Origin of the sequence: Aquella oligotrophica (assembly GCF_002892535.1) — a bacterium.
GTDB lineage: Bacteria > Pseudomonadota > Gammaproteobacteria > Burkholderiales > UBA11063 > Aquella > Aquella oligotrophica.
In genome coordinates, this window is record NZ_CP024847.1 from 2,074,586 (window position 1) to 2,093,076 (window position 18,491).

18 protein-coding genes are annotated in these 18,491 nt (G+C 35.6%); 2 read left to right on the forward strand and 16 right to left on the reverse strand.

Going from position 1 to position 18,491, the window contains the following annotated elements:
* Positions 1 to 4: 4 nt before the first annotated feature.
* The 7 genes from mutL to CUN60_RS09540 all read right to left on the reverse strand — a co-directional run bounded on the left by mutL (position 5) and on the right by CUN60_RS09540 (position 7,879).
* Positions 5 to 1,924, reverse strand: a complete 1,920-nt coding sequence (mutL, locus tag CUN60_RS09510; protein ID WP_102951815.1) for a DNA mismatch repair endonuclease MutL — start codon at positions 1,922 to 1,924, stop codon at positions 5 to 7.
* A 26-nt stretch (positions 1,925 to 1,950) separates the two neighbouring features.
* Positions 1,951 to 2,577 (reverse strand): DedA family protein, encoded by a 627-nt coding sequence (locus CUN60_RS09515; RefSeq protein ID WP_222593254.1) that lies wholly within the window; start codon positions 2,575 to 2,577, stop codon positions 1,951 to 1,953.
* Positions 2,578 to 2,641: 64 nt separating this feature from the next.
* On the reverse strand, positions 2,642 to 3,589 hold the full coding sequence (locus CUN60_RS09520) for a ligand-binding sensor domain-containing protein (protein WP_102951816.1): 948 nt from the start codon (positions 3,587 to 3,589) through the stop codon (positions 2,642 to 2,644).
* 102 nt (positions 3,590 to 3,691) lie between these two features.
* The gene (secF, locus tag CUN60_RS09525; protein ID WP_102951817.1) at positions 3,692 to 4,621 is read right to left on the reverse strand and encodes a protein translocase subunit SecF; all 930 of its coding nucleotides are present in this window, start codon (positions 4,619 to 4,621) and stop codon (positions 3,692 to 3,694) included.
* Between the two features lie 13 nt (positions 4,622 to 4,634).
* On the reverse strand, positions 4,635 to 6,452 hold the full coding sequence (secD, locus tag CUN60_RS09530; RefSeq protein WP_102951818.1) for a protein translocase subunit SecD: 1,818 nt from the start codon (positions 6,450 to 6,452) through the stop codon (positions 4,635 to 4,637).
* A gap of 144 nt (positions 6,453 to 6,596) precedes the next feature.
* Entirely contained in the window at positions 6,597 to 6,944 is a 348-nt protein-coding gene (gene yajC / locus CUN60_RS09535; RefSeq protein ID WP_102951819.1) for a preprotein translocase subunit YajC, read from the reverse strand.
* Positions 6,945 to 7,168: 224 nt separating this feature from the next.
* On the reverse strand, positions 7,169 to 7,879 hold the full coding sequence (locus CUN60_RS09540) for a hypothetical protein (RefSeq protein ID WP_102951820.1): 711 nt from the start codon (positions 7,877 to 7,879) through the stop codon (positions 7,169 to 7,171).
* Between the two features lie 185 nt (positions 7,880 to 8,064).
* Between CUN60_RS09540 and CUN60_RS09545 the strand changes: the two genes are divergently transcribed.
* Positions 8,065 to 8,268: a hypothetical protein gene (locus tag CUN60_RS09545; RefSeq protein WP_102951821.1), complete on the forward strand. Its 204-nt coding sequence runs from the start codon at positions 8,065 to 8,067 to the stop codon at positions 8,266 to 8,268.
* A gap of 40 nt (positions 8,269 to 8,308) precedes the next feature.
* Here the strand turns inward: CUN60_RS09545 and CUN60_RS09550 are convergent, their stop codons facing one another.
* The 4 genes from CUN60_RS09550 to CUN60_RS09565 form a co-directional block, all read right to left on the reverse strand.
* On the reverse strand, positions 8,309 to 9,136 hold the full coding sequence (locus tag CUN60_RS09550; RefSeq protein ID WP_245866341.1) for an IS3 family transposase: 828 nt from the start codon (positions 9,134 to 9,136) through the stop codon (positions 8,309 to 8,311).
* Between the two features lie 47 nt (positions 9,137 to 9,183).
* Positions 9,184 to 9,525, reverse strand: a complete 342-nt coding sequence (locus CUN60_RS09555; RefSeq protein WP_102950727.1) for a helix-turn-helix domain-containing protein — start codon at positions 9,523 to 9,525, stop codon at positions 9,184 to 9,186.
* A 114-nt stretch (positions 9,526 to 9,639) separates the two neighbouring features.
* Positions 9,640 to 10,467, reverse strand: a complete 828-nt coding sequence (locus tag CUN60_RS09560; RefSeq protein WP_102951822.1) for a hypothetical protein — start codon at positions 10,465 to 10,467, stop codon at positions 9,640 to 9,642.
* Positions 10,468 to 10,682: 215 nt separating this feature from the next.
* A complete protein-coding gene (locus CUN60_RS09565) occupies positions 10,683 to 12,032 on the reverse strand; it encodes a glycoside hydrolase 64/thaumatin family protein (protein WP_102951823.1) in 1,350 nt (449 codons plus the stop codon).
* Positions 12,033 to 12,495: 463 nt separating this feature from the next.
* Between CUN60_RS09565 and CUN60_RS09570 the strand changes: the two genes are divergently transcribed.
* Positions 12,496 to 14,571 carry a beta-1,3-glucanase family protein gene (locus CUN60_RS09570; RefSeq protein WP_102951824.1) on the forward strand — a complete coding sequence of 692 codons (2,076 nt, stop codon included), beginning with the start codon at positions 12,496 to 12,498 and terminating at the stop codon, positions 14,569 to 14,571.
* A 92-nt stretch (positions 14,572 to 14,663) separates the two neighbouring features.
* Here the strand turns inward: CUN60_RS09570 and hisC are convergent, their stop codons facing one another.
* The 5 genes from hisC to CUN60_RS09595 form a co-directional block, all read right to left on the reverse strand.
* Entirely contained in the window at positions 14,664 to 16,337 is a 1,674-nt protein-coding gene (gene hisC / locus CUN60_RS09575) for a histidinol-phosphate transaminase (protein WP_102951825.1), read from the reverse strand.
* Positions 16,338 to 16,416: 79 nt separating this feature from the next.
* On the reverse strand, positions 16,417 to 16,602 hold the full coding sequence (locus CUN60_RS09580) for a hypothetical protein (protein WP_158649373.1): 186 nt from the start codon (positions 16,600 to 16,602) through the stop codon (positions 16,417 to 16,419).
* 16 nt (positions 16,603 to 16,618) lie between these two features.
* A complete protein-coding gene (locus CUN60_RS09585) occupies positions 16,619 to 17,068 on the reverse strand; it encodes a hypothetical protein (protein ID WP_102951827.1) in 450 nt (149 codons plus the stop codon).
* 3 nt (positions 17,069 to 17,071) lie between these two features.
* Positions 17,072 to 17,914, reverse strand: coding sequence for a hypothetical protein (locus tag CUN60_RS09590; RefSeq protein ID WP_102951828.1), 843 nt, complete (start codon positions 17,912 to 17,914; stop codon positions 17,072 to 17,074).
* Positions 17,915 to 18,006: 92 nt separating this feature from the next.
* On the reverse strand, positions 18,007 to 18,471 hold the full coding sequence (locus CUN60_RS09595; RefSeq protein WP_102951829.1) for an SRPBCC family protein: 465 nt from the start codon (positions 18,469 to 18,471) through the stop codon (positions 18,007 to 18,009).
* Positions 18,472 to 18,491: the final 20 nt, after the last annotated feature.

The window sequence follows — 18,491 nt, forward strand, 5'->3', positions numbered from 1 at the left end:
AGCATTACTTCCCCCTCATGAACATGCCATCGAGTTCATTCATAGTCAACTTAAACCAGGTTGGTCGTCCATGATTACAATAAGCTGAACGCTCTGTGCGCTCCATTTCACGAAGTAAGGCATTCATTTCAGCGTTGGTCAGCTGATGGTTAGCGCGCACAGCACAATGACATGCCATCGTTGAAAGAAGTTCTTCCTGATGCTCAATGATCGCATTAGATTTACCATAATTAATGAAATCATTAAGGACATCCAAAACCAGTTGCTCAGTTTGACCATCATCAAGAAGCATCGGAATTGCACGAATAGCTAATTGCCCTTCACCGATTACATCGATCTCAAAGCCAAGCATCTGTAATTCAGTTTTATGCCGTTCGAACGCCTCAATCTGCACTGGATCAACACTCAAAGCTATTGGCATCAATAGCTGTTGTGCCGAAATCGAGTTATCGCCAAGTTGTTGCTTTAAGCGTTCAAGAATCACGCGCTCATGTGCCGCATGCATATCAACGACAATCATCCCATCTTTGGTCTGAGAAAGAATATAGATACCTTTTAATTGGGCAAGCGCATGTCCCAAAGGTGGAAAAGTCTGATCACCTTCATCTGCATTATTCTCTTCAAAAAGACTTCCTTCTTTATACCTTTGTTGCGAGAACTGGCTTTGATTAGGCAAGCTATCCCCTAACCACTCACGTACCAAATTATGATTAATATTTTGAGGTGAATTGTATTGATTATTATTCGTACGCGGCGAATAACTTTGATAATCTTTAGTATAAGAATTATTTACAGAAGAGGGGAATGAAGCAGTATTATTTTGACTTAGCGGCTGGTTAAATTCTGATTGCTGCCAGATTGCCCCACCATCCTTAAAGCTATTATTCGCAGATTCGGAAATAGCAGTATTATTCCCTAATGGTACAGCTAGTGATTTTTTTAGCGATCGGCTAATAAAACTGTGAATTGCACCTGAATCTTTAAATCTGACCTCACTCTTACTAGGATGAACATTAACATCGATATCAGCAGGATTTATCGTCAAGAATAATACATAATTCGGATTATGTTCATGGTGTAATACTCCAGAAAAGCCCTGTTTGATCGCATTTTGAATGACTTTGTCGCGAACATAACGCCCATTTACAAAAAATAGCTGAACATTTTTATTATTTTCAAGATAGGCAGGATGATAAACATAGCCACTAAGAGTTAATTCTTCGCTAGCAAATTCAGTAATTGCAAAATATCGCTCTTTATATTGATTGCCAAATAAGCTACTTATTCTAGTTAATAAGTCACCATCAGTAAGATTATAGATCTCCTTAGCATTATGGCTAATCTTCATTGCAATTTGTGGGTATGAAACAGCAATTCGTTCAAATACAGTCCTACAATGCTGATACTCGGTAGTTTCACTCTTCATAAATTTTTTCCGGGCAGGAATATTATGATAGATGTCTTTGACTTCAACTACCGTTCCAGAATTAATCCCAACTGGTGTAATCTCGCGAACTTCACCAAAATGACTACTAAGCTGATAACCGATACTCTCACCAGCGACTTTACTTGCCAAACTAAACCAAGATACCGAAGCAATCGATGCCAAGCCTTCGCCCCTAAAACCAAGTGTTCTAATCGCGTATAAATCATCTTCATTATCAATCTTACTAGTTGCATGACGCTCAAGAGCCAGCGGTAGATCATCTTTGATAATTCCACTACCATTATCACTAACTTTGATGAGTTTACTGCCACCTTCAGCCAATTCAATGGTAATTGATGTCGCACCCGCATCAACACTATTTTCTAGAATTTCTTTCAACGCTGAAGCTGGACGCTCAACAACCTCGCCAGCACAAATCCGATTAACGAGATTATCACTAAGACGATGAATCCGGCTAAGCTTCACATTTTTCTCCATTGCAACTATTACCTGTTAATCTTCTTCTACTTCTTAAATTTAGTGTCCCAAATCATTTTTAATGCTGGTAGTACCGAGATCACCATTACTGCAAGAATAATCAATGACATATGTTCTTTAATTACTGGAATATTCCCAAACATATAACCACCAAATAGGAAAATAACCACCCATAATAATGAAGCAATGATACTAAATAAAAGAAATTTACGATAAGTCATTTGTCCAACCCCAGCAACAAATGGTGCAAAAGTCCGTACCAAAGGAATAAATCTAGCAATAATTATAGCTTTTGAACCATGTTTTTCATAAAATTCATGGGTTTTATCCAAAATATCTTTTCTAAATATTTTTGAATTTGGATTGGAAAATAATTTCTGCCCGATAAATTTCCCAACAAAGAAATTGGTATTATCACCAAGGAAAGCTGCTAAAATAAGAATAAGCGCAAGTAAACCGATATGTAATTGTCCTGCACCAGCAAAAGCGCCAGCAACAAAAAGTAATGAATCACCAGGTAAAAAAGGCGTAACTACTAGTCCAGTTTCAGCATAAACGACAAGGAAAAACAGAAGATAAAAATAATCATGATAATTGGCAAGGACTACACCGATATATTTATCGAGGTGCAAAACAACATTGATTAATTCCATCTTTATTTCCCTTATAAAAACAAAAAGGGCGTAAATAACGCCCACTTCTTTAATTTAATCAGCTTTAGTGGCTGACTACGACAGTTTTATTTACATAGTCATAGCGAATTAGTTTATTATCTTTTATTCCAGAATATAAATAATTACCATTCACAAACAAAGAGCCAGAAACTATATTATTATCCAACTGAGCATTAATTTTGCTCCAGTGTGAACCATCATACTGAAATAATTCGCCAAGGTCATTACTGGCAAATATAAATTTTTTATCTGCAGCGACATAGCCAACGGCTTTATTTTGAGTACTTTTTAGATTCAATGATTTTAATGATTTACCATTAAAAACCAAAACATCGCCAGATTGGGTTCCTAATACTAACTGATTCTTAACTTCAGCAATCGTCCAAATTAAGCTACCAACTTGTGCTATTTTATGCCAACTTTGCTTACTGGTATTATATTTATAAAGATTACCACTTTCTGAACCAATATATACACCACTAGAACTTACAAATAGTTTCTTTGGAATATCACCATTCTGAATTTTTGGCAAGGCAGTAACTTTTGTGTTATCTAACTGATAAACCAAATGATCAGTATCATCAAGAGCAAATAAACTATTATTATTAGCAATATCCCAAATATCATGACCTGAAAGATTATTAAATATTTTAGTAAATTTACAATCGCTCAAATTACAAGTATAAACACCATTTCTGGCAGCTACGTATAAATTATGGTTTAATTCTATTGCTTCCCAGATATACTCATTATCTGGAAGAAAATCCCCTATTTGGGTAGCTTTTCTATCTGCAAAATTATAATAAAAAACACCACCACGAGCCGAAGTAAAGCCAATTTTGCCATCAACAGCAAAAAAACTTGTTACCGGAGAAACTCCAATTGGTGCCTTACTAGTTGCTTGATTAATTGAAGTTGCACTACTACTAACATTTGCAAATACAAAATTTAGTGTACTTAATAAAGCTAAAGATAATAATATTTTTTTCATTGTGCCTCACATATTCAAATATAAATTAAGGCACGATAATATCACTTTAACCTAGAAACTCCAATAGAAATTATAGCTATTTACTTTAAGCAAAATTAAAGCTTAAACTACAGCCTCTTCTTTACGTTTAGTTTGTTTTACCAAGTTTTCTCGCGAAACTCCAAGCCACATAACTAGCGGTGAAGCAACCAAAACAGAAGAGTAAATACCAAATAAAATCCCGATAGTTAATGCTAGTGCAAAATAATGTAGACTTGCACCACCAAAAAATAACATTGATAATACCATCATTTCGGTACAACCATGAGTAATGATAGTCCGGCTTATCGTTGCTGTAATCGCATTGTTAATGATATGTGAAACAGTCCCACCACGAATAGTTCGGAAATTTTCACGGATCCGGTCAAATACAACCACGGATTCATTCACCGAATAACCAAGAACCGCCAGAATCGCAGCCAGTACGGTTAGTGAAAATTCCCACTGAAAAGCCGCAAAACAACCAAGGATTATCACCACATCATGCATATTAGCAATAATTGCCGATACCGCAAAACGCCACTCAAAGCGCAATGCCAAATATGCCATAATCCCAATACAAACAAAAGCTATTGCCATCAAGCCATTATTAACTAGATCCTTACCTACTTGTGGACCGATATACTCAACGCTTTTTAATTGAACATCAGGAGCCTCCAATTTAAGTGCTGCCAGCACATTATTTGAAAGAGACGCACCATTGATATCTTTTTTATTTGGTAACCGTAGCATTACATTTTTTGAGCTACCATAATTTTGTACTGTAGCTTGATCAAGCCCCATACCATTTAGCTTATTCCTGATAGCATCCAAATTCGCAGCCTGAGAATACTGAACTTCCATCAATGTTCCACCAGTAAATTCTACCGACAGATTTAGCCCGCGAGTAAACAAGAAAAATAGCGCTAGAATAAAAGTAAGTAGTGAAATACTAGTTGTAAGTTTCCCGTAACTCATAAACGGGATATCTTTTTTTATCTTGAAAAATTCCATTATTAGACCTTAATTAAATCGGTAGTTTTTTTATACGCTTATTCGCATATAAAAGACCAGTTATACCACGAGATACCAAAACGGCACTAAACATAGAAGTCAAAATACCAAGACAGTGTACAACTGCAAAACCTTTGACAGGACCTGAACCAAAAGCCAACAATGCCAATCCAGCAATTAAGGTGGTTACGTTTGAGTCAAGAATTGTTGCCCAAGCATGTTCATAACCAGCTTCAATCGCAGCATGTGGTTTCTGCCCATTCCGTAACTCTTCACGAATCCGCTCATTGATAAGTACATTTGAGTCAATAGCCATACCTAGAGTCAGGGCTATTGCTGCAATACCTGGCAAAGTTAATGTAGCCTGTAGCATAGACAAAACAGCAATCAGCAATAATAAATTCACACCAAGGGAAACTACGGAAACCGCACCAAAAACCATATAATAAACACACATAAATATGGCAATGGCTACAAATCCCCACAATACTGAATGGAAACCTTTATCAATATTTTCCTGTCCTAGTGAAGGTCCAACAGTACGTTCCTCAATAATATTCATTGGTGCTGCTAGTGATCCTGAGCGTAATAAAAGAGCTACATCATTCGCATCCTGAACACTCATAGCGCCAGATATTTGTACCTGACCACCACCGATCTGAGTACGAATTACTGGTGCCGTTACAACCTGACTTTTACCATGATCAACCAGTACCATCGCCATCCGTTTACCGACATTATCTCCAGTAACTTGTTTGAATATCGAAGAACCAGTTCCATCAAGGCTAATATTTACTGCTGGCGAACCATTTTCGTCAAAACCAGCCTGCGCATCATTAATATTATCACCCGTCAATTCTACATCTTTTTTCACGAGCAATTTAGTCATGCTACCATCACTATTTGGCTCATCAAGTAATTCCTCACCAACTGGCACATTGCCATTTAAAGCCTGAGTTAACGTAGGTTTATCATCATCAACCATGCGTACTTCAAGTGTTGCAGTACGCCCAAGAATATCTTTAGCCCGGGCTGTATCTTGTACACCCGGCAATTCAACTACAATCCGCTCAGGTCCTTGCTGCTGGATAATTGGCTCAGCAACACCCAATTCGTTTACCCGATTATGTAAAATCAGGATATTTTGTTTAACAGCTGCTTCTTTGATTTTTTGCACTTCATCTGGTGAAACGACCACACGGACATTAGTATCACCATCTTTAACCGCCTGTAATTTAGGTAAATCTTTGCGTAATTGATCAATAACTGATGCTGCTGTTGCTTCATCACGTAATTGAATTAATACCGATGAACCATTATCAACAGCAACTGAACCATAGCGTATTTGGTTATTACGTAAATCACGGCGAATTTCACCGACATATTTATCAAGAGTTTTCTTGATAGCTGCATCCATATCCACTTCTAGTAAGAAATGAACCCCGCCACGTAAATCCAAGCCCAAGAACATTGGATTCGCATTCATTTTACTCATCCAGTCTGGAGAGGCAGAAATCAAATTTAGCGCAACAATAAAATTATCACCCAAAGTCTGAGCAATAATATCGCGAGCTTTTAATTGATCATCGGTTGTTTTAAACTTGAATTTTAATGTTTTACCATCAAAAACTTCACCTTGCGGTTGAACACTTTGAGCCAACAATGCATCTGTAGTTTTTTTGATTAAATCATCACCGATCTGAACTGAGCTTCGGCTACTTGAGATTTGTACTGCTGGTACTTCACCATAAAAATTTGGCAGAGTATATAATAAGCCAACTATTATTGCGACAATAATAATCAGATATTTCCAGACCGGAAATTTAGTCATTTATTCACCCATATAATATAAAAAAATTTAATAGTTTCCCGAAAACCAGAAAACTAGCAAATTTATTTCAGCATAAAAAAGCTATTTAAAAGCCAGAAATAAAAAGATGCTAGCACCACTAAATCGGGCTAGCATCAATCATAATTATTTGCTTGCTACTGCAGCAACTTGATTATTTGCATCAAATTTACCAGCAATTGCACTGCGCTGAATGGTAATAACTACATTATCAGCAATCTCTAGATCCATAAACTGTTCATCAATTTTTACTATTTTGCCAACAATCCCACCAGTAGTAAGAACTTTATTGCCTTTTTCAAGAGCAGAAATCATTTGATTATGAAGCTTCATTTTTCGTTGTTGTGGTCTGATTAACAAAAACCAGAACAAAACAAAAATAACCACCATCGGTAAAAATGACAACAAACTATTTGTTCCGCCAGTAGCTGCAGTCGCAGCACCATCAGCAAAAGCGCTAGGAATTAAAGACATAATTAGACCTTATAACAATTTTTTTATTAAGACAGTCCGTTATTATAATATAATTTGATGACATTCCCCAAATTAATCGTAAACTAGCCCACGCATGATTAATATAAATCAATTACCAGTAAAATAGATGAAATAGGATAGTGCTTAAAAGGAATTTTTTAAGAGATTTGCTAAGTTGAGCCAATAGAAAAATCAGGTACGATAATGTGTACCTGATTTATTATTTACCAAGGAAGAAGTGCAGATTGGGCGATTGATATACCATGTGGCGTATATGGCACAAGCGGTGCATCAGCAGGCAGATTGCAGTCTGTAGTCGGACTATGCCATAAGCAAAAGTACTCTGATGCCCCTTCAAGATTAGTTCCAACATTACCACTAGAGTCAACTTCTTTAAGCCAGCCATTGGTGGTGTGCCCTGGAGAAATTGGCTGATCATTCGAATGAACCCAGTGAATTCCATTATTCGCCTGAAAAACTGAGCCACCTTTAAACGGTGTTTGAGAATAAGTCAAACCACAAGCTTCAATAACCTGCCCTACCTGTAAGCTAGATAATGGTGCAGGAACAGCCTTATTTGGTTGAGCCTGATCATAACCAGCGGCAAAAACATTATCAGCAGCAATTTCATAAGCATCTGCCGGATTGCTATCATTAAGTGGCTGTACCAAGATATGCGTATGCGAAAGTAAAATCCCTTGATTTTGTGCCTTGCCATCAACTACTAGTGGCTGAATGGTTTTGCTCCCTACATATGCTGGGGTAGCCTCTACCGTTCCAACTAGCAAATGTGCGCCAACAGCTTCACAACTAGCAACATCAGTAGCAAACTGTGCAGGAGGAGCCGGAGGAATTGGCGTGACGTCATCATTATCAGCAAATGCGTTAAAATTTACACCAGTAACTAAAGTAAGTGCGATTAAAAGTTTTTTCATAATTTCTTCCCTTTAAAGATTTTTGTTTTTTGCTGACGATATTTTCACCGAAAGTAGTTTTTTTTAAAATAGTACTTTTACTCTATTCTAAAAACGCTTATCACCCGCGCAAAAACACTATTTCCATTTTAAAGAAGAAAGAATAAAATACCGCTATCAAAAAATGTAAATCAAGGGAAAAGGTCATGAAAAAATTCATAATTACAATCTTAACTATAGCCTGTCTAGTTGCGTGCAAAAATCAGGTATCAGAGTCACATAATGGCATCTTTAATGGATTAAAACAAATAAGCTATATAAAACATAATCAAATAAAAAGCATACAATCTGAGCAAGTGACTATCGGTGAAGCCTTAGTTACAGCTAATACCCAAGAAGCCACAATATAAAAAGCTGCCAGATTGATCTGCTCCCCAAATAGTGGACAGATTATAAAAAGCCTCTGGTAGATTCAAAATGGTTTCGATATTCAATCGGAGCCATTTTTCTTAATTTGCGCTGTATTCTATCATTATTATAAAAATAGATATACTCATCAATTAATAATTTTAATTCTTCGTAAGTACTTATTTGCTCTAAATAAATACTCTCACTTTTCAAATGTCCAAAGAAACTCTCAATACATGCATTATCCAAACAATTACCTCTCCTGGACATGCTCTTTGTTATACCTAGTGATTTTAATAAAGATGTGTAGGCAATAGATGTGTACTGTGAACCTTGATCACTATGTAGAATAAGCTGATCATTACTCATACTTGGGAATGCTCGTTTGATAGTCTCTATTACTAGCGGATTATCATTGTATTTACTTAGCTCATATGATTTTACTTCATTGTTAAATAAATCATAAATTACGGAGAGATAATAATTTACTCCTCTAACCTTTAAATAAGTAATATCAGTAACTAATTTTCTATTAGGTAAATTGCTTTGAAACTTCCGGTTTAGAATATTAGCTGCCAGTAAATTTTCATTTCCAAAAAAATTACGCTTCTTTCTAATCCTAGACTTTAGGCCAAGTTTGCGCATTAAGCGTAAAACCTTCTTATAACTTATTACCATACCTTGCTTTGATGTTAAAGTATCACGTATTCTACGGTAACCATAGCGACCTTTACTTTTAATGTAGATAGCTTTGATACTATCCATTACCATAGTTTCTGTTAACACAGCTTTATTACGGTTGGCTAATAAATATTTGTAATATCCGCTCCGGGATACACCAAAAAATTTGCAAGCAGATATAATAGACAAACCAGATGTAGAAATATAGCTCTCAATAACACTAAAAGACAGAGATTTTATTTTTCCTGTTTGTCTCTTAGCTCCTTCAACTTTTTTAGTAGAAATAGCTCTCCTTTTAGCCTCATATTTTCATGACGCAACGCCTCAACTTCTGAATTAAATCTTTCTTTCTTTGGTCGGCCGTGAGAGCTATGGTTGTTATGCTTGCCACGACCATCTTCTAAACCTGAAGCACCATAAAGTCGAAACTTCCTTATCCAATCTTTTATTATGCTTATCTCTAATTCATATTCTACAGAAAGTTGGGGACCTGTTTTACCCTCATTTAGATACTTATTAACAATAAGCAATTTAAATTCTCGGGTATATGTTTTGCGATGTTTATTTTGTGTGTACATAAAAAAACTCCCTACGAGTAGTTAAGTATAAAGGGCTTTCTTTATACTTGTCTACTTTATAGGGAGCAGATCAAGATGGCAGCTTTTTATCTCTTTCTTAATCACTATTCCAGTCTACCAGAATTTCATAGCTGTTCCAGCTACAGCCCTAGACTTAAGAGCAGGTGCATCACACACATTTTGTGCCTGTCCATTATTAAATGGAATCCATGGTCCCCAATTCTGTTTTTGATATACTTGAGATGGTGACTGGTCTTTTATGCTAGAATCAATTCCATAACAAGCTACATAGGTTTGTCCATTATCGGTTACTTCTGGGTAAACTTGAGCATTAACATCGTTACTCCAAAATGTAGTGTAAAGAGTTCCACTTACCCAGTTACCATAATCAGCAATATACATTCCTGAAGTAGTCTTAACCGGTGTTGGCGTTGGTGCTGGAGCTGGTGCGGGCTTAAAGTCACTTACAGCAACAATATCTACCTTTGTTAAATTATCGTAGCTTGAAAGTTGACAGGTAATTCCTGCGCCACCATCTGCACGGCAGAAGCCACCTGCTACAACCTGGTTTTGAGAATTCAGAAAATTATCAAATGACCCAGAATAATTAGCAGTTGAGCCAATATAAGCCGTATACTGAACTTTATAGTTTGCTAATGCTGAGCTAGAAGTGCTCGCAGTTGCTTGTAAAACTTGATAGCTATCTTTTTTCATTGAAGCTAAGCGCTGTTCTGCTGTAGCATTTAGTTTATAATTAATTTCATAGTTAGTATAAGCATCCAGATTATTACAGTCAACTTTATTCATAGCGGCAACCGTACAAACTGTCGTACCATTTGTTTTTACAACTAGATCAAGATTACTTTGGTTAGCAATAGTAGCAGTATAAGCAAAAGCATTTGCACTAACTAACATTCCTAAAGTAGTAATTAATTTTTTCATGATGACTCTCCGTTAAAATTAAAATTGGGTTTAGCTATTTACTAACGATATTCTATCAACTAATAAATCATTTGCTAACCGTCCAAAAATGACGGGAGTCATATTTTTTTAAAAAATTTGAAATAAAAACCCGTGGGTTTAAATAAAATGCCAGTATTTAATAATACTGGCATTTTATTGCTCAATCCTAAGATATTTAGTTCAGCTTACTGTTATTAATTAGCAAAGTCATCAATATCCCACACTAGACTGGTGTGTCTATCAATAGAAAAATCAGCATATGAATCATCGTATGGATAAGCATATGCATTTTTTGTATTTGGGTCACTATGAATAAGTTGAACATACGGACTGCTTTCAGCAACTGTACACGTTTGATAAGTGTTATAGGCTCCAGCACAATTATACTCATCTTTTACATTTTGATTTGCTGGACTTAAGAAATTTGCCGTAATAGTTAATGGGCTGTAGCAACCAACAAAAGTTTGTGATTCAAGATTTTGCCATACTTCAAAACCACCTGAAGTTGTAGTTATAGTAGTAGCACTAAAAACTGATGGTGGCATGGCAGTATTTATGCTATCGCATATAGTTTGTAGTCCAGTAGGCTTAAACCGTGATGCAGGATTTTCCTTGTTAAATAGAAATATTGATTGCGGGGTTGGTTTATTGGGCGACGTATCACGTTGAAAATATCCTAACTGCGCGGAAAATGTATCAGTAGGTAATTTAGGATACAAACTATAGCTCATATTAAAACCATTAACCATTGAAACATCAACATTAGTAAAGACATTTAATTCATTAATACCAGGGGCTGTAATTTCAAACAAGGTGTTATAGGAGTATGCCCCTGCTGGTGGCTGTAATGCTTGCACAGTTATATTGCAGCTAATCACTCCTTGAGATGGTACCATCCACTCATATGTACTCTCTGCATTTAAAGGTTGGGTTGTTGCGCTACCATTAGTACTACAGCTCGCCGTAAAATACAAAGTTAAATTTGTTTGAGTATTATTATTAATTGTCAGCGTTCTTGAGGCATACGTTGGAGCGGTTAATGACGCTGTAACTGGTGGCATCATTGGAAATAAATCTGACGAAGCGTTTGCAAATTGGATTGTATTTTCATTACCAGTTTGACCATTAATTGAATCAAATGATGCAACTACTCCTTTACACCATTGTGCACCAGTATTTGTAGTAACAAACCGCCCATTTTTTACTTGAACGTTACAACCTGTGTACCCAGTACTACTACTGCTATCTTGGTATAAATATTCATATGTTCCATCAGATGTAGCATTTTTATATTCACCTAACCATGCATTCTGATTAGAACTATCTATATAAGCAACTAAAGTTGATCCCTTATAAACCCACAATGGCAGGTGGGCCCCACCAAAAATCCATCCCAGATAACCGCTCCGCTTTGTATCATCCTCATCTGGAGTTGGTGTACCCGCTGACGATGTGCTGCCACCATTACATGCAGCAACCGCAAGACTAAATACACTAATACATAGCAATGTAATTAATTTACTCTTTTTAAGACCACTTTTCATTCTTGACCCCTTAAAAATAACCTGTAAAACAGTTAGTAATTCTATTGTATCATAAAATGCATGTAGTTAAAACTATAGAAACAAATTTTCATCTAAGAATATCCGTTTATACTAGAATAACTTAAGAGCCTGTTTGCTAAGTCCTAAAGGGCTACGAAATATAACCAAATGGTTAAAAAATTATAAGTACTCAGTTAAGAATAACTATTCGCCTCAAATTTCATAATTTTTTATCGCATTTATCATGATCTCTCGCTTACATTAGACTTAGCAAACAGTCTCTAAGAAAAAATTTGATTTCAAGCTAGATTTTTCAAGATACTATAAAAAACACTTTTTCTTTTACCTGAAACATTATACTAATTTCGATATATTTTGCACAGCTGCCATTTTGGCAGCTGTGCAAAATATATCGAAATTAGTATAATCCACCTTGTTAATTAACTCACACAAGAGGGGTATTATGAAAAAGCTCGGAATATTGGCTGCTGGTGTTCTACTAACCGCATGTAATGGTGGGTCTGGCACAGCTTCATCAACACTGGCAAATAGCAGTGCTAAATCACCAGCTACTACAGGCAAAATCTCATTAAAATCATCCCCAATAGATCCAAATGCAAAAGCCGGGTATTTACCAGTTGAAATTGTTGATAATACTAAAGTAAACCAAGATATCTATATTCTAGCTAAAGCAGGCATACCTATAAGTGATGCGCCAGACTCAGAGGTAGAAGACTGCGTAATGGAGTTTGATAGTAATGGCATTGGTAAATGCAACAAAGTTAACAAAGACACTGACATTATGAAATACGCTAGGGTCAAATTAAAAGATCTTCATCATGATAGTGCTGGTAATATATTAGTATATATTCCTCATGTATCATCTGGGCGAATGTTTTTTTCGGTAGCCAGACCTTTAGATTTTACATTAGTTACATCAAAAGATAAAGATGGGCATGACAGTTATATTCGTATAGTTGACCCTAACCCAGCAGATCGAACTAATCCAAGCTACTATACTATTTTTGATAAAATTGAATATAGTTTCAATAATAATGGTGTTTGGGATAACCCAACCGCAGTAGATTATTTTTCTATGCCACTTTTAATGGAAGAATCAGACTCACAATCTGAATTTAAACGAGTTGGGATATCAGAACCAAGAGAACAGGTATTTAATCAGCTTCAGGAATTAGTCAATAGCAAAGATAAAACCCCAACTCATGAGTGGGGCAAATTATTTCTCCGTTATGCTGATTTCTCAGGAAATCAAAGTATCTTAAGATTCATGTCTCCATCAAAAATGATGGTCTCTGGAACTCAAGAAGAAGAGAAATCATTTAATTTTGATAAAAACTATCTCTCAAACCCTAGTACGTATGGTTTTAGTTATATAGATTCATTATGGGCATATTATAGCCTGCCAGGTCATGAATTAACCATTGACTGCACGGAAATTAATGGAAAAACTCATTTGGATAGTTATATATTTAAGGGACATGTAAATGCACAAAATGAATTTATCTTTAGTAACGGTCACGGTAATCAAGTAGTAATTAATAAGCCAGGTGATCGCGGTTCACGGGTCTACTTTGGTGGAGCAGGCATAATAAATGCAGATGGAAGTGCTGGCGGTGCATATACACCAGACTCAATAATTGAGCGCGAGATTACCAGTGCATTTGATGCTGGATTATTACCTGTGCCAGAAGGAACTATTTTAAATAAAAATTATTTTGTAACGCATCATAGTGATTTTTATATTGATAATCCATTACTTAATGCCGGACAAACTGGACCATGGTATGATTTATACTCTAAAGCCCTACACTCTTTTGGCGTACCTATCTATACTTTTGCTTATGATGATGCTTTAGGACAAGATGGAACTATGCACGATCCAAATGGTGTAAACCCAGGGACAGTCAAAATCACACTTGGTAGTTTAGCTGGAACACATATACCGAATCCATTTGTAGACCCGAATCATTATAAAGTTACAGTTAATGTTGGCTCTGGAACTAACTTAATTGATATGGCAAGTGGTAGAACACTTAAAAACGGTGATGTACTGACAGATGTCAGCGTTCCATTTAAAGTTAAATATAATGATAAAGAGCTTAATTTATACTTTAACCCATCACTTGTAACTCCTAGCTCATTCGAGTTTGCAGGAATTATTGTCAAGAAAGCTAAGGATAAAAATGAAGCTACCATAGATTTCCCTGGATCTTCGGCTGCGCCTGACCCAAGTAATTTTGATAATGATGATCATAATTTATATAAACTACATTTTATTCTTGGACAAACAACTACTGGCGTAACAAAAGAGCTCAAATATAATAGCAATGTAATTACAAATAATACTGGTAACTTTAATGAGGTTAAAAGTCCAATTGAAATAAAAGTTGATAATCAAGAGTTCAAGGTTTATCTCAAAGATAAGGCAGCCGGTACTCTACCTGGCAATGGAGGAATTGTTGTTGATACAAGCAATCCTGAGTTAGTCCAAGTTATAATACCAGGTCCTGCCTCATAAAATATTATTCATCTATAAAAAACAATAACCCCGCTACTAAGCAGCGGGGTTATTTGTCGGACGTATTTTTTCCTAAACCATAAAATCTTTTTTTAGAGTAATCCTTTGGTCGAAGGTAAACTATCACCAGTTTGTTTAATTGCCTGATTTAGCGCTTTAGCACAAGCCTTAAATAAACCTTCTACCATATGATGGGCATTCTCTCCGCTAACTTTTAGGTGAATCGCTGCCTGTAGCTGATCTGACAAACTCAAGAAAAAGTGCTCAACCATTTCTACCGGAAAATTACCGATCAATGGAGTCTGATATTCTGCTTCATAAACAAGAACTCCACGACCACTAAGATCAATAGTAGCAAAGGCACAGGATTCATCCATCGGCAGGACAAAACCATAACGGTTGATTCCACGTTTATCACCCAACGCCTGACGTAAGGCATTACCCAATGCAATCGCAACATCTTCAACCGTATGATGATAATCAATATGTGTATCACCCTCAGCAACAAGCTTCAGGCTAAATCCGCCATGTTTAGCCAATTGCTCCAGCATATGATCAAAAAAGCCTACCCCGGTATGAATTTGTATTGGACTGGTTTGATCCAAATTAACCTCTACAGTTATTCTGGTTTCATTAGTATTTCTAATAACTGTAGCTGTGCGTTCAACCTTAGCTAGATTATCAAGTTTTGCACCTAATGCCGCTAATACAAGGTTATTTTCTTCTGGAGTACCTATACTGATACGTAAAGTATTGGCAACATCCTTAGCACGATTCCTAATTACTATACCTTTAGCAAGGACATCTTTATATATTTTGCCTCCATTTTCAACTTTAAAAAGAATAAAGTTAGCCTTACTAGGATATACTTCTTCTATTCCTGGCAACTGCCGTAGCACTTCCAGCATTCGTTCCCGCTCTGCTTTAAGAATTTCAGTCCGGCTGTGTACCAGCTGCAACCCTAAAGGTGATAATAACTGATGGGCTAATCTAACACAAGGCTCTGGTAGTGGATATGGAGCTAAGACCTTACGTGACACAGTAATAATATCAGGATGAGCCAAAAGGCTACCAATTCGAACACCTGCAAAACCATAGGCTTTGGAAAGGGTTTTCATTGTAACAAGGTTTGGATAATCTTTTAATAAAGAAGCGGCTGACTCTGTATCAGCAAATTCAATATAGGCCTCATCAACAGCAATAATTGCTTGTGGTAATGATTTGGCAATAGCTTCAATTTTATCCAGAGAAATTATGTTTCCAGTCGGATTATTTGGCGTACATAAAAAAACTATCTTAACTTTTTCTGCTTTAGCCGTTGCAATAATTTTAGCATGTGGAAATTCAAAACCATCTTCTTCCGATAATGCCACTTTTACAACCTCAACACCAGCAGTATCCGCCGCAACTTGATACATTCCATAGGTTGGTGGAGTAATCAAAATTTTGTCTTTATACGCAATACAAAATACACGGATAATTAGATCAATAATCTCATCCATGCCGCGTGCAACCAGAATTTGATCGTTTTTCACCCCATAAATAGCAGCCAACCTTGCCAATAAAGCTATTGGTTGCGGATCGGGGTAACGATTTGCCTTACTCACCTCAATACTTTGTGGATATGGAATATAAGGGTTCTCATTCGCATCCATCTGTATCATTCCGGATAGATCACCCATCTCTGAACGAGCAGAGCTATATGCTGCAAGTTTAAGAATCTCCGGACGAACGATACCATTTAACCATTCCATTTTATTACTCATATTTCACCTATTAAAATTTTTCTTGATATACTTGCAGTGACTTAATAAGAATGTTTTATTAGCCCACTGTCTTTATTATTTATAGCCGCCTAATTAATTGCCTAGCCCATTCTTGAGTGCAATTCAAAGAGTTAGTTTTATTACCCGCGATTATCGAGGTTTGTAATGAAAAATTAGCATCACTATTATCCAATAGATAAATCTCATCTAAATAATCTTTAACTAATACCAGATTATCCGCCGACTCATGAAAACGACGACGCACAATTGCTATAGCTAAATTACTTATCAGCAATATTTGGCGGAATTCCAAAACCATAAAAACAAACTATTTCCCACAATGCAAATCCAGACAAAATTAAATTAAAAATTAAAATAGCATTTACACACATTACAAAATATTGATTTTCAATACCAGATTTCTCAAGCATAATTAGCAAAATAGTAAGGAAGAACAACACCACTAATAAGGTCAGGTTATGTTTAATTTGCATCTTTATCGGAATGAGATATTTTATATAAATTTTATTCTTTTCTGCTCTATCTAAGAACATATTAAACACACCAAGTGCTGTAGCACAATTAACGCTCAGAATAATACCTATAATTGTTATTGTATTTTCTATTAAAAATTTATTAGTACTATTTATTAAGTTAACATTTCTAAATGTCAATACAGATACAATTATCGGCAGCAATAAAGCACTTGTAAAGCTAATGATTTTATACATACACTAATCCCTACTAAATAACTCTGTTACTATATTGACGATTGTACTTTCATTAGTTAAATTATCTGAAAATATTTCTACAGACCTTTCAATTATCTCATTATTTGATTCCGAGTTATAACAAGTAGATCGTTTAGAGTAGACTTTTAAACTAGCAGCACCTTTTGAAGTATCATCTAGAACTTCCTCCATAAATTTATGACTATTTTTATTATTCAGTTCTAAACCAGTTGAGCTTGCTGAGGAATTTTCAATAACAATCTTGGTTTCTTGAGCATTCATATTTTCAGCAAGTTCCTTAGATAGGTCAGTCAGAGCTTTATGGCTAAATAAATTTTTTGGTGCATACGTTATTATTAATTTTGTAACAAGATGACCTTCAATAGCATCCCAAAAATGATCCTTTGCTAAATTTTCTGGATTAATAAATATCTTATGATCTTCATTGTTATTTATTTTTCCAGCTAGTGCCTTTAACAGAGAATATACATTAGTTGATAAACCTTTATTACACTGTAAATATATATTTTGAGCATTTTTATCAACTTCAACACTATGGTTTAAATTTATGATTACAAATGCAAACTCATATTCATTATTAGTATTTCTAGCTAATGTATCATCATAATATGGGTGTTCAGAATAACGCCCAATAGTCCCCAATACAACGTTTAAGGAGTCACTAAAATATCTAAATGTATATTCATAACTGTTACCATAGTACTCAAATTTATATCTTGCTTTGAAAATTTTTGACAGAAACTCATCTTTTGATTGGTTTTCATTAAGTAGAGTATGGTTTTCTGTAATAAAATATCTAAATTTTTGAAATTTAAGTGTCTTCATTAGGGATTTCTTTATGAAAAATTTTGTCTAACATAAATTTTGGTAACATAATATTACTATTTTTTGTTTAATAAATAAACAATTTAGTCAGATTAACTCATATTTTCAGCAAGCTCTTTTAGACGTGCCAACGCTTTTGGCCACACACCATTCATATAATCAAGATACTCTTCTGGGATATCAACATCAATCGTTAGAAGGCTAATACTATCAAGCTCTTCAAAGGTATAATTTTCAAAACCAGAAGCCCAGAGTTCAACTGCTTCACCCTCAGTAATTTCCTGATCACCATCAAGAATACCGCGATGATGAATAGAAACAAACTGATTGGGAATATTCTCGGCAATTTCAGCAATCATGCCTCCACGTTTTCCATCTTTCGCCGTGCCAATAAAAAGGATTTTACTGCCTTTTAACCAGCTTCCTTCGTAGGTCGAGGTTGGATTAAATGCTGCCGTCCATTCTTCGTAGCTTTGTTTATTGTCAAGCCCTAGCATCAGATTATAAACTCTTGCAACCGGAGCATTAATTTCTATCTTAAATTGTAATTTTTGCATTAAAATCCCCTTTTATATAA

Bases quoted from the DNA above. Each gene is read 5' to 3' on its own strand.
- CUN60_RS09595 (WP_102951829.1), bottom strand. From the start codon at position 18,471: ATGCAAAAATTACAATTTAAGATAGAAATTAATGCTCCGGTTGCAAGA.
- secF (WP_102951817.1), bottom strand. From the start codon at position 4,621: ATGGAATTTTTCAAGATAAAAAAAGATATCCCGTTTATGAGTTACGGG.
- CUN60_RS09520 (WP_102951816.1), bottom strand. From the start codon at position 3,589: ATGAAAAAAATATTATTATCTTTAGCTTTATTAAGTACACTAAATTTT.
- yajC (WP_102951819.1), bottom strand. From the start codon at position 6,944: ATGTCTTTAATTCCTAGCGCTTTTGCTGATGGTGCTGCGACTGCAGCT.
- secD (WP_102951818.1), bottom strand. From the start codon at position 6,452: ATGACTAAATTTCCGGTCTGGAAATATCTGATTATTATTGTCGCAATA.
- CUN60_RS09515 (WP_222593254.1), bottom strand. From the start codon at position 2,577: ATGGAATTAATCAATGTTGTTTTGCACCTCGATAAATATATCGGTGTA.
- CUN60_RS09570 (WP_102951824.1), top strand. From the start codon at position 12,496: ATGAAAAAGCTCGGAATATTGGCTGCTGGTGTTCTACTAACCGCATGT.
- hisC (WP_102951825.1), bottom strand. From the start codon at position 16,337: ATGAGTAATAAAATGGAATGGTTAAATGGTATCGTTCGTCCGGAGATT.
- mutL (WP_102951815.1), bottom strand. From the start codon at position 1,924: ATGGAGAAAAATGTGAAGCTTAGCCGGATTCATCGTCTTAGTGATAAT.
- CUN60_RS09560 (WP_102951822.1), bottom strand. From the start codon at position 10,467: ATGAAAAAATTAATTACTACTTTAGGAATGTTAGTTAGTGCAAATGCT.
- CUN60_RS09565 (WP_102951823.1), bottom strand. From the start codon at position 12,032: ATGAAAAGTGGTCTTAAAAAGAGTAAATTAATTACATTGCTATGTATT.
- CUN60_RS09545 (WP_102951821.1), top strand. From the start codon at position 8,065: ATGAAAAAATTCATAATTACAATCTTAACTATAGCCTGTCTAGTTGCG.
- CUN60_RS09590 (WP_102951828.1), bottom strand. From the start codon at position 17,914: ATGAAGACACTTAAATTTCAAAAATTTAGATATTTTATTACAGAAAAC.
- CUN60_RS09540 (WP_102951820.1), bottom strand. From the start codon at position 7,879: ATGAAAAAACTTTTAATCGCACTTACTTTAGTTACTGGTGTAAATTTT.
- CUN60_RS09585 (WP_102951827.1), bottom strand. From the start codon at position 17,068: ATGTATAAAATCATTAGCTTTACAAGTGCTTTATTGCTGCCGATAATT.
- CUN60_RS09555 (WP_102950727.1), bottom strand. From the start codon at position 9,525: ATGTACACACAAAATAAACATCGCAAAACATATACCCGAGAATTTAAA.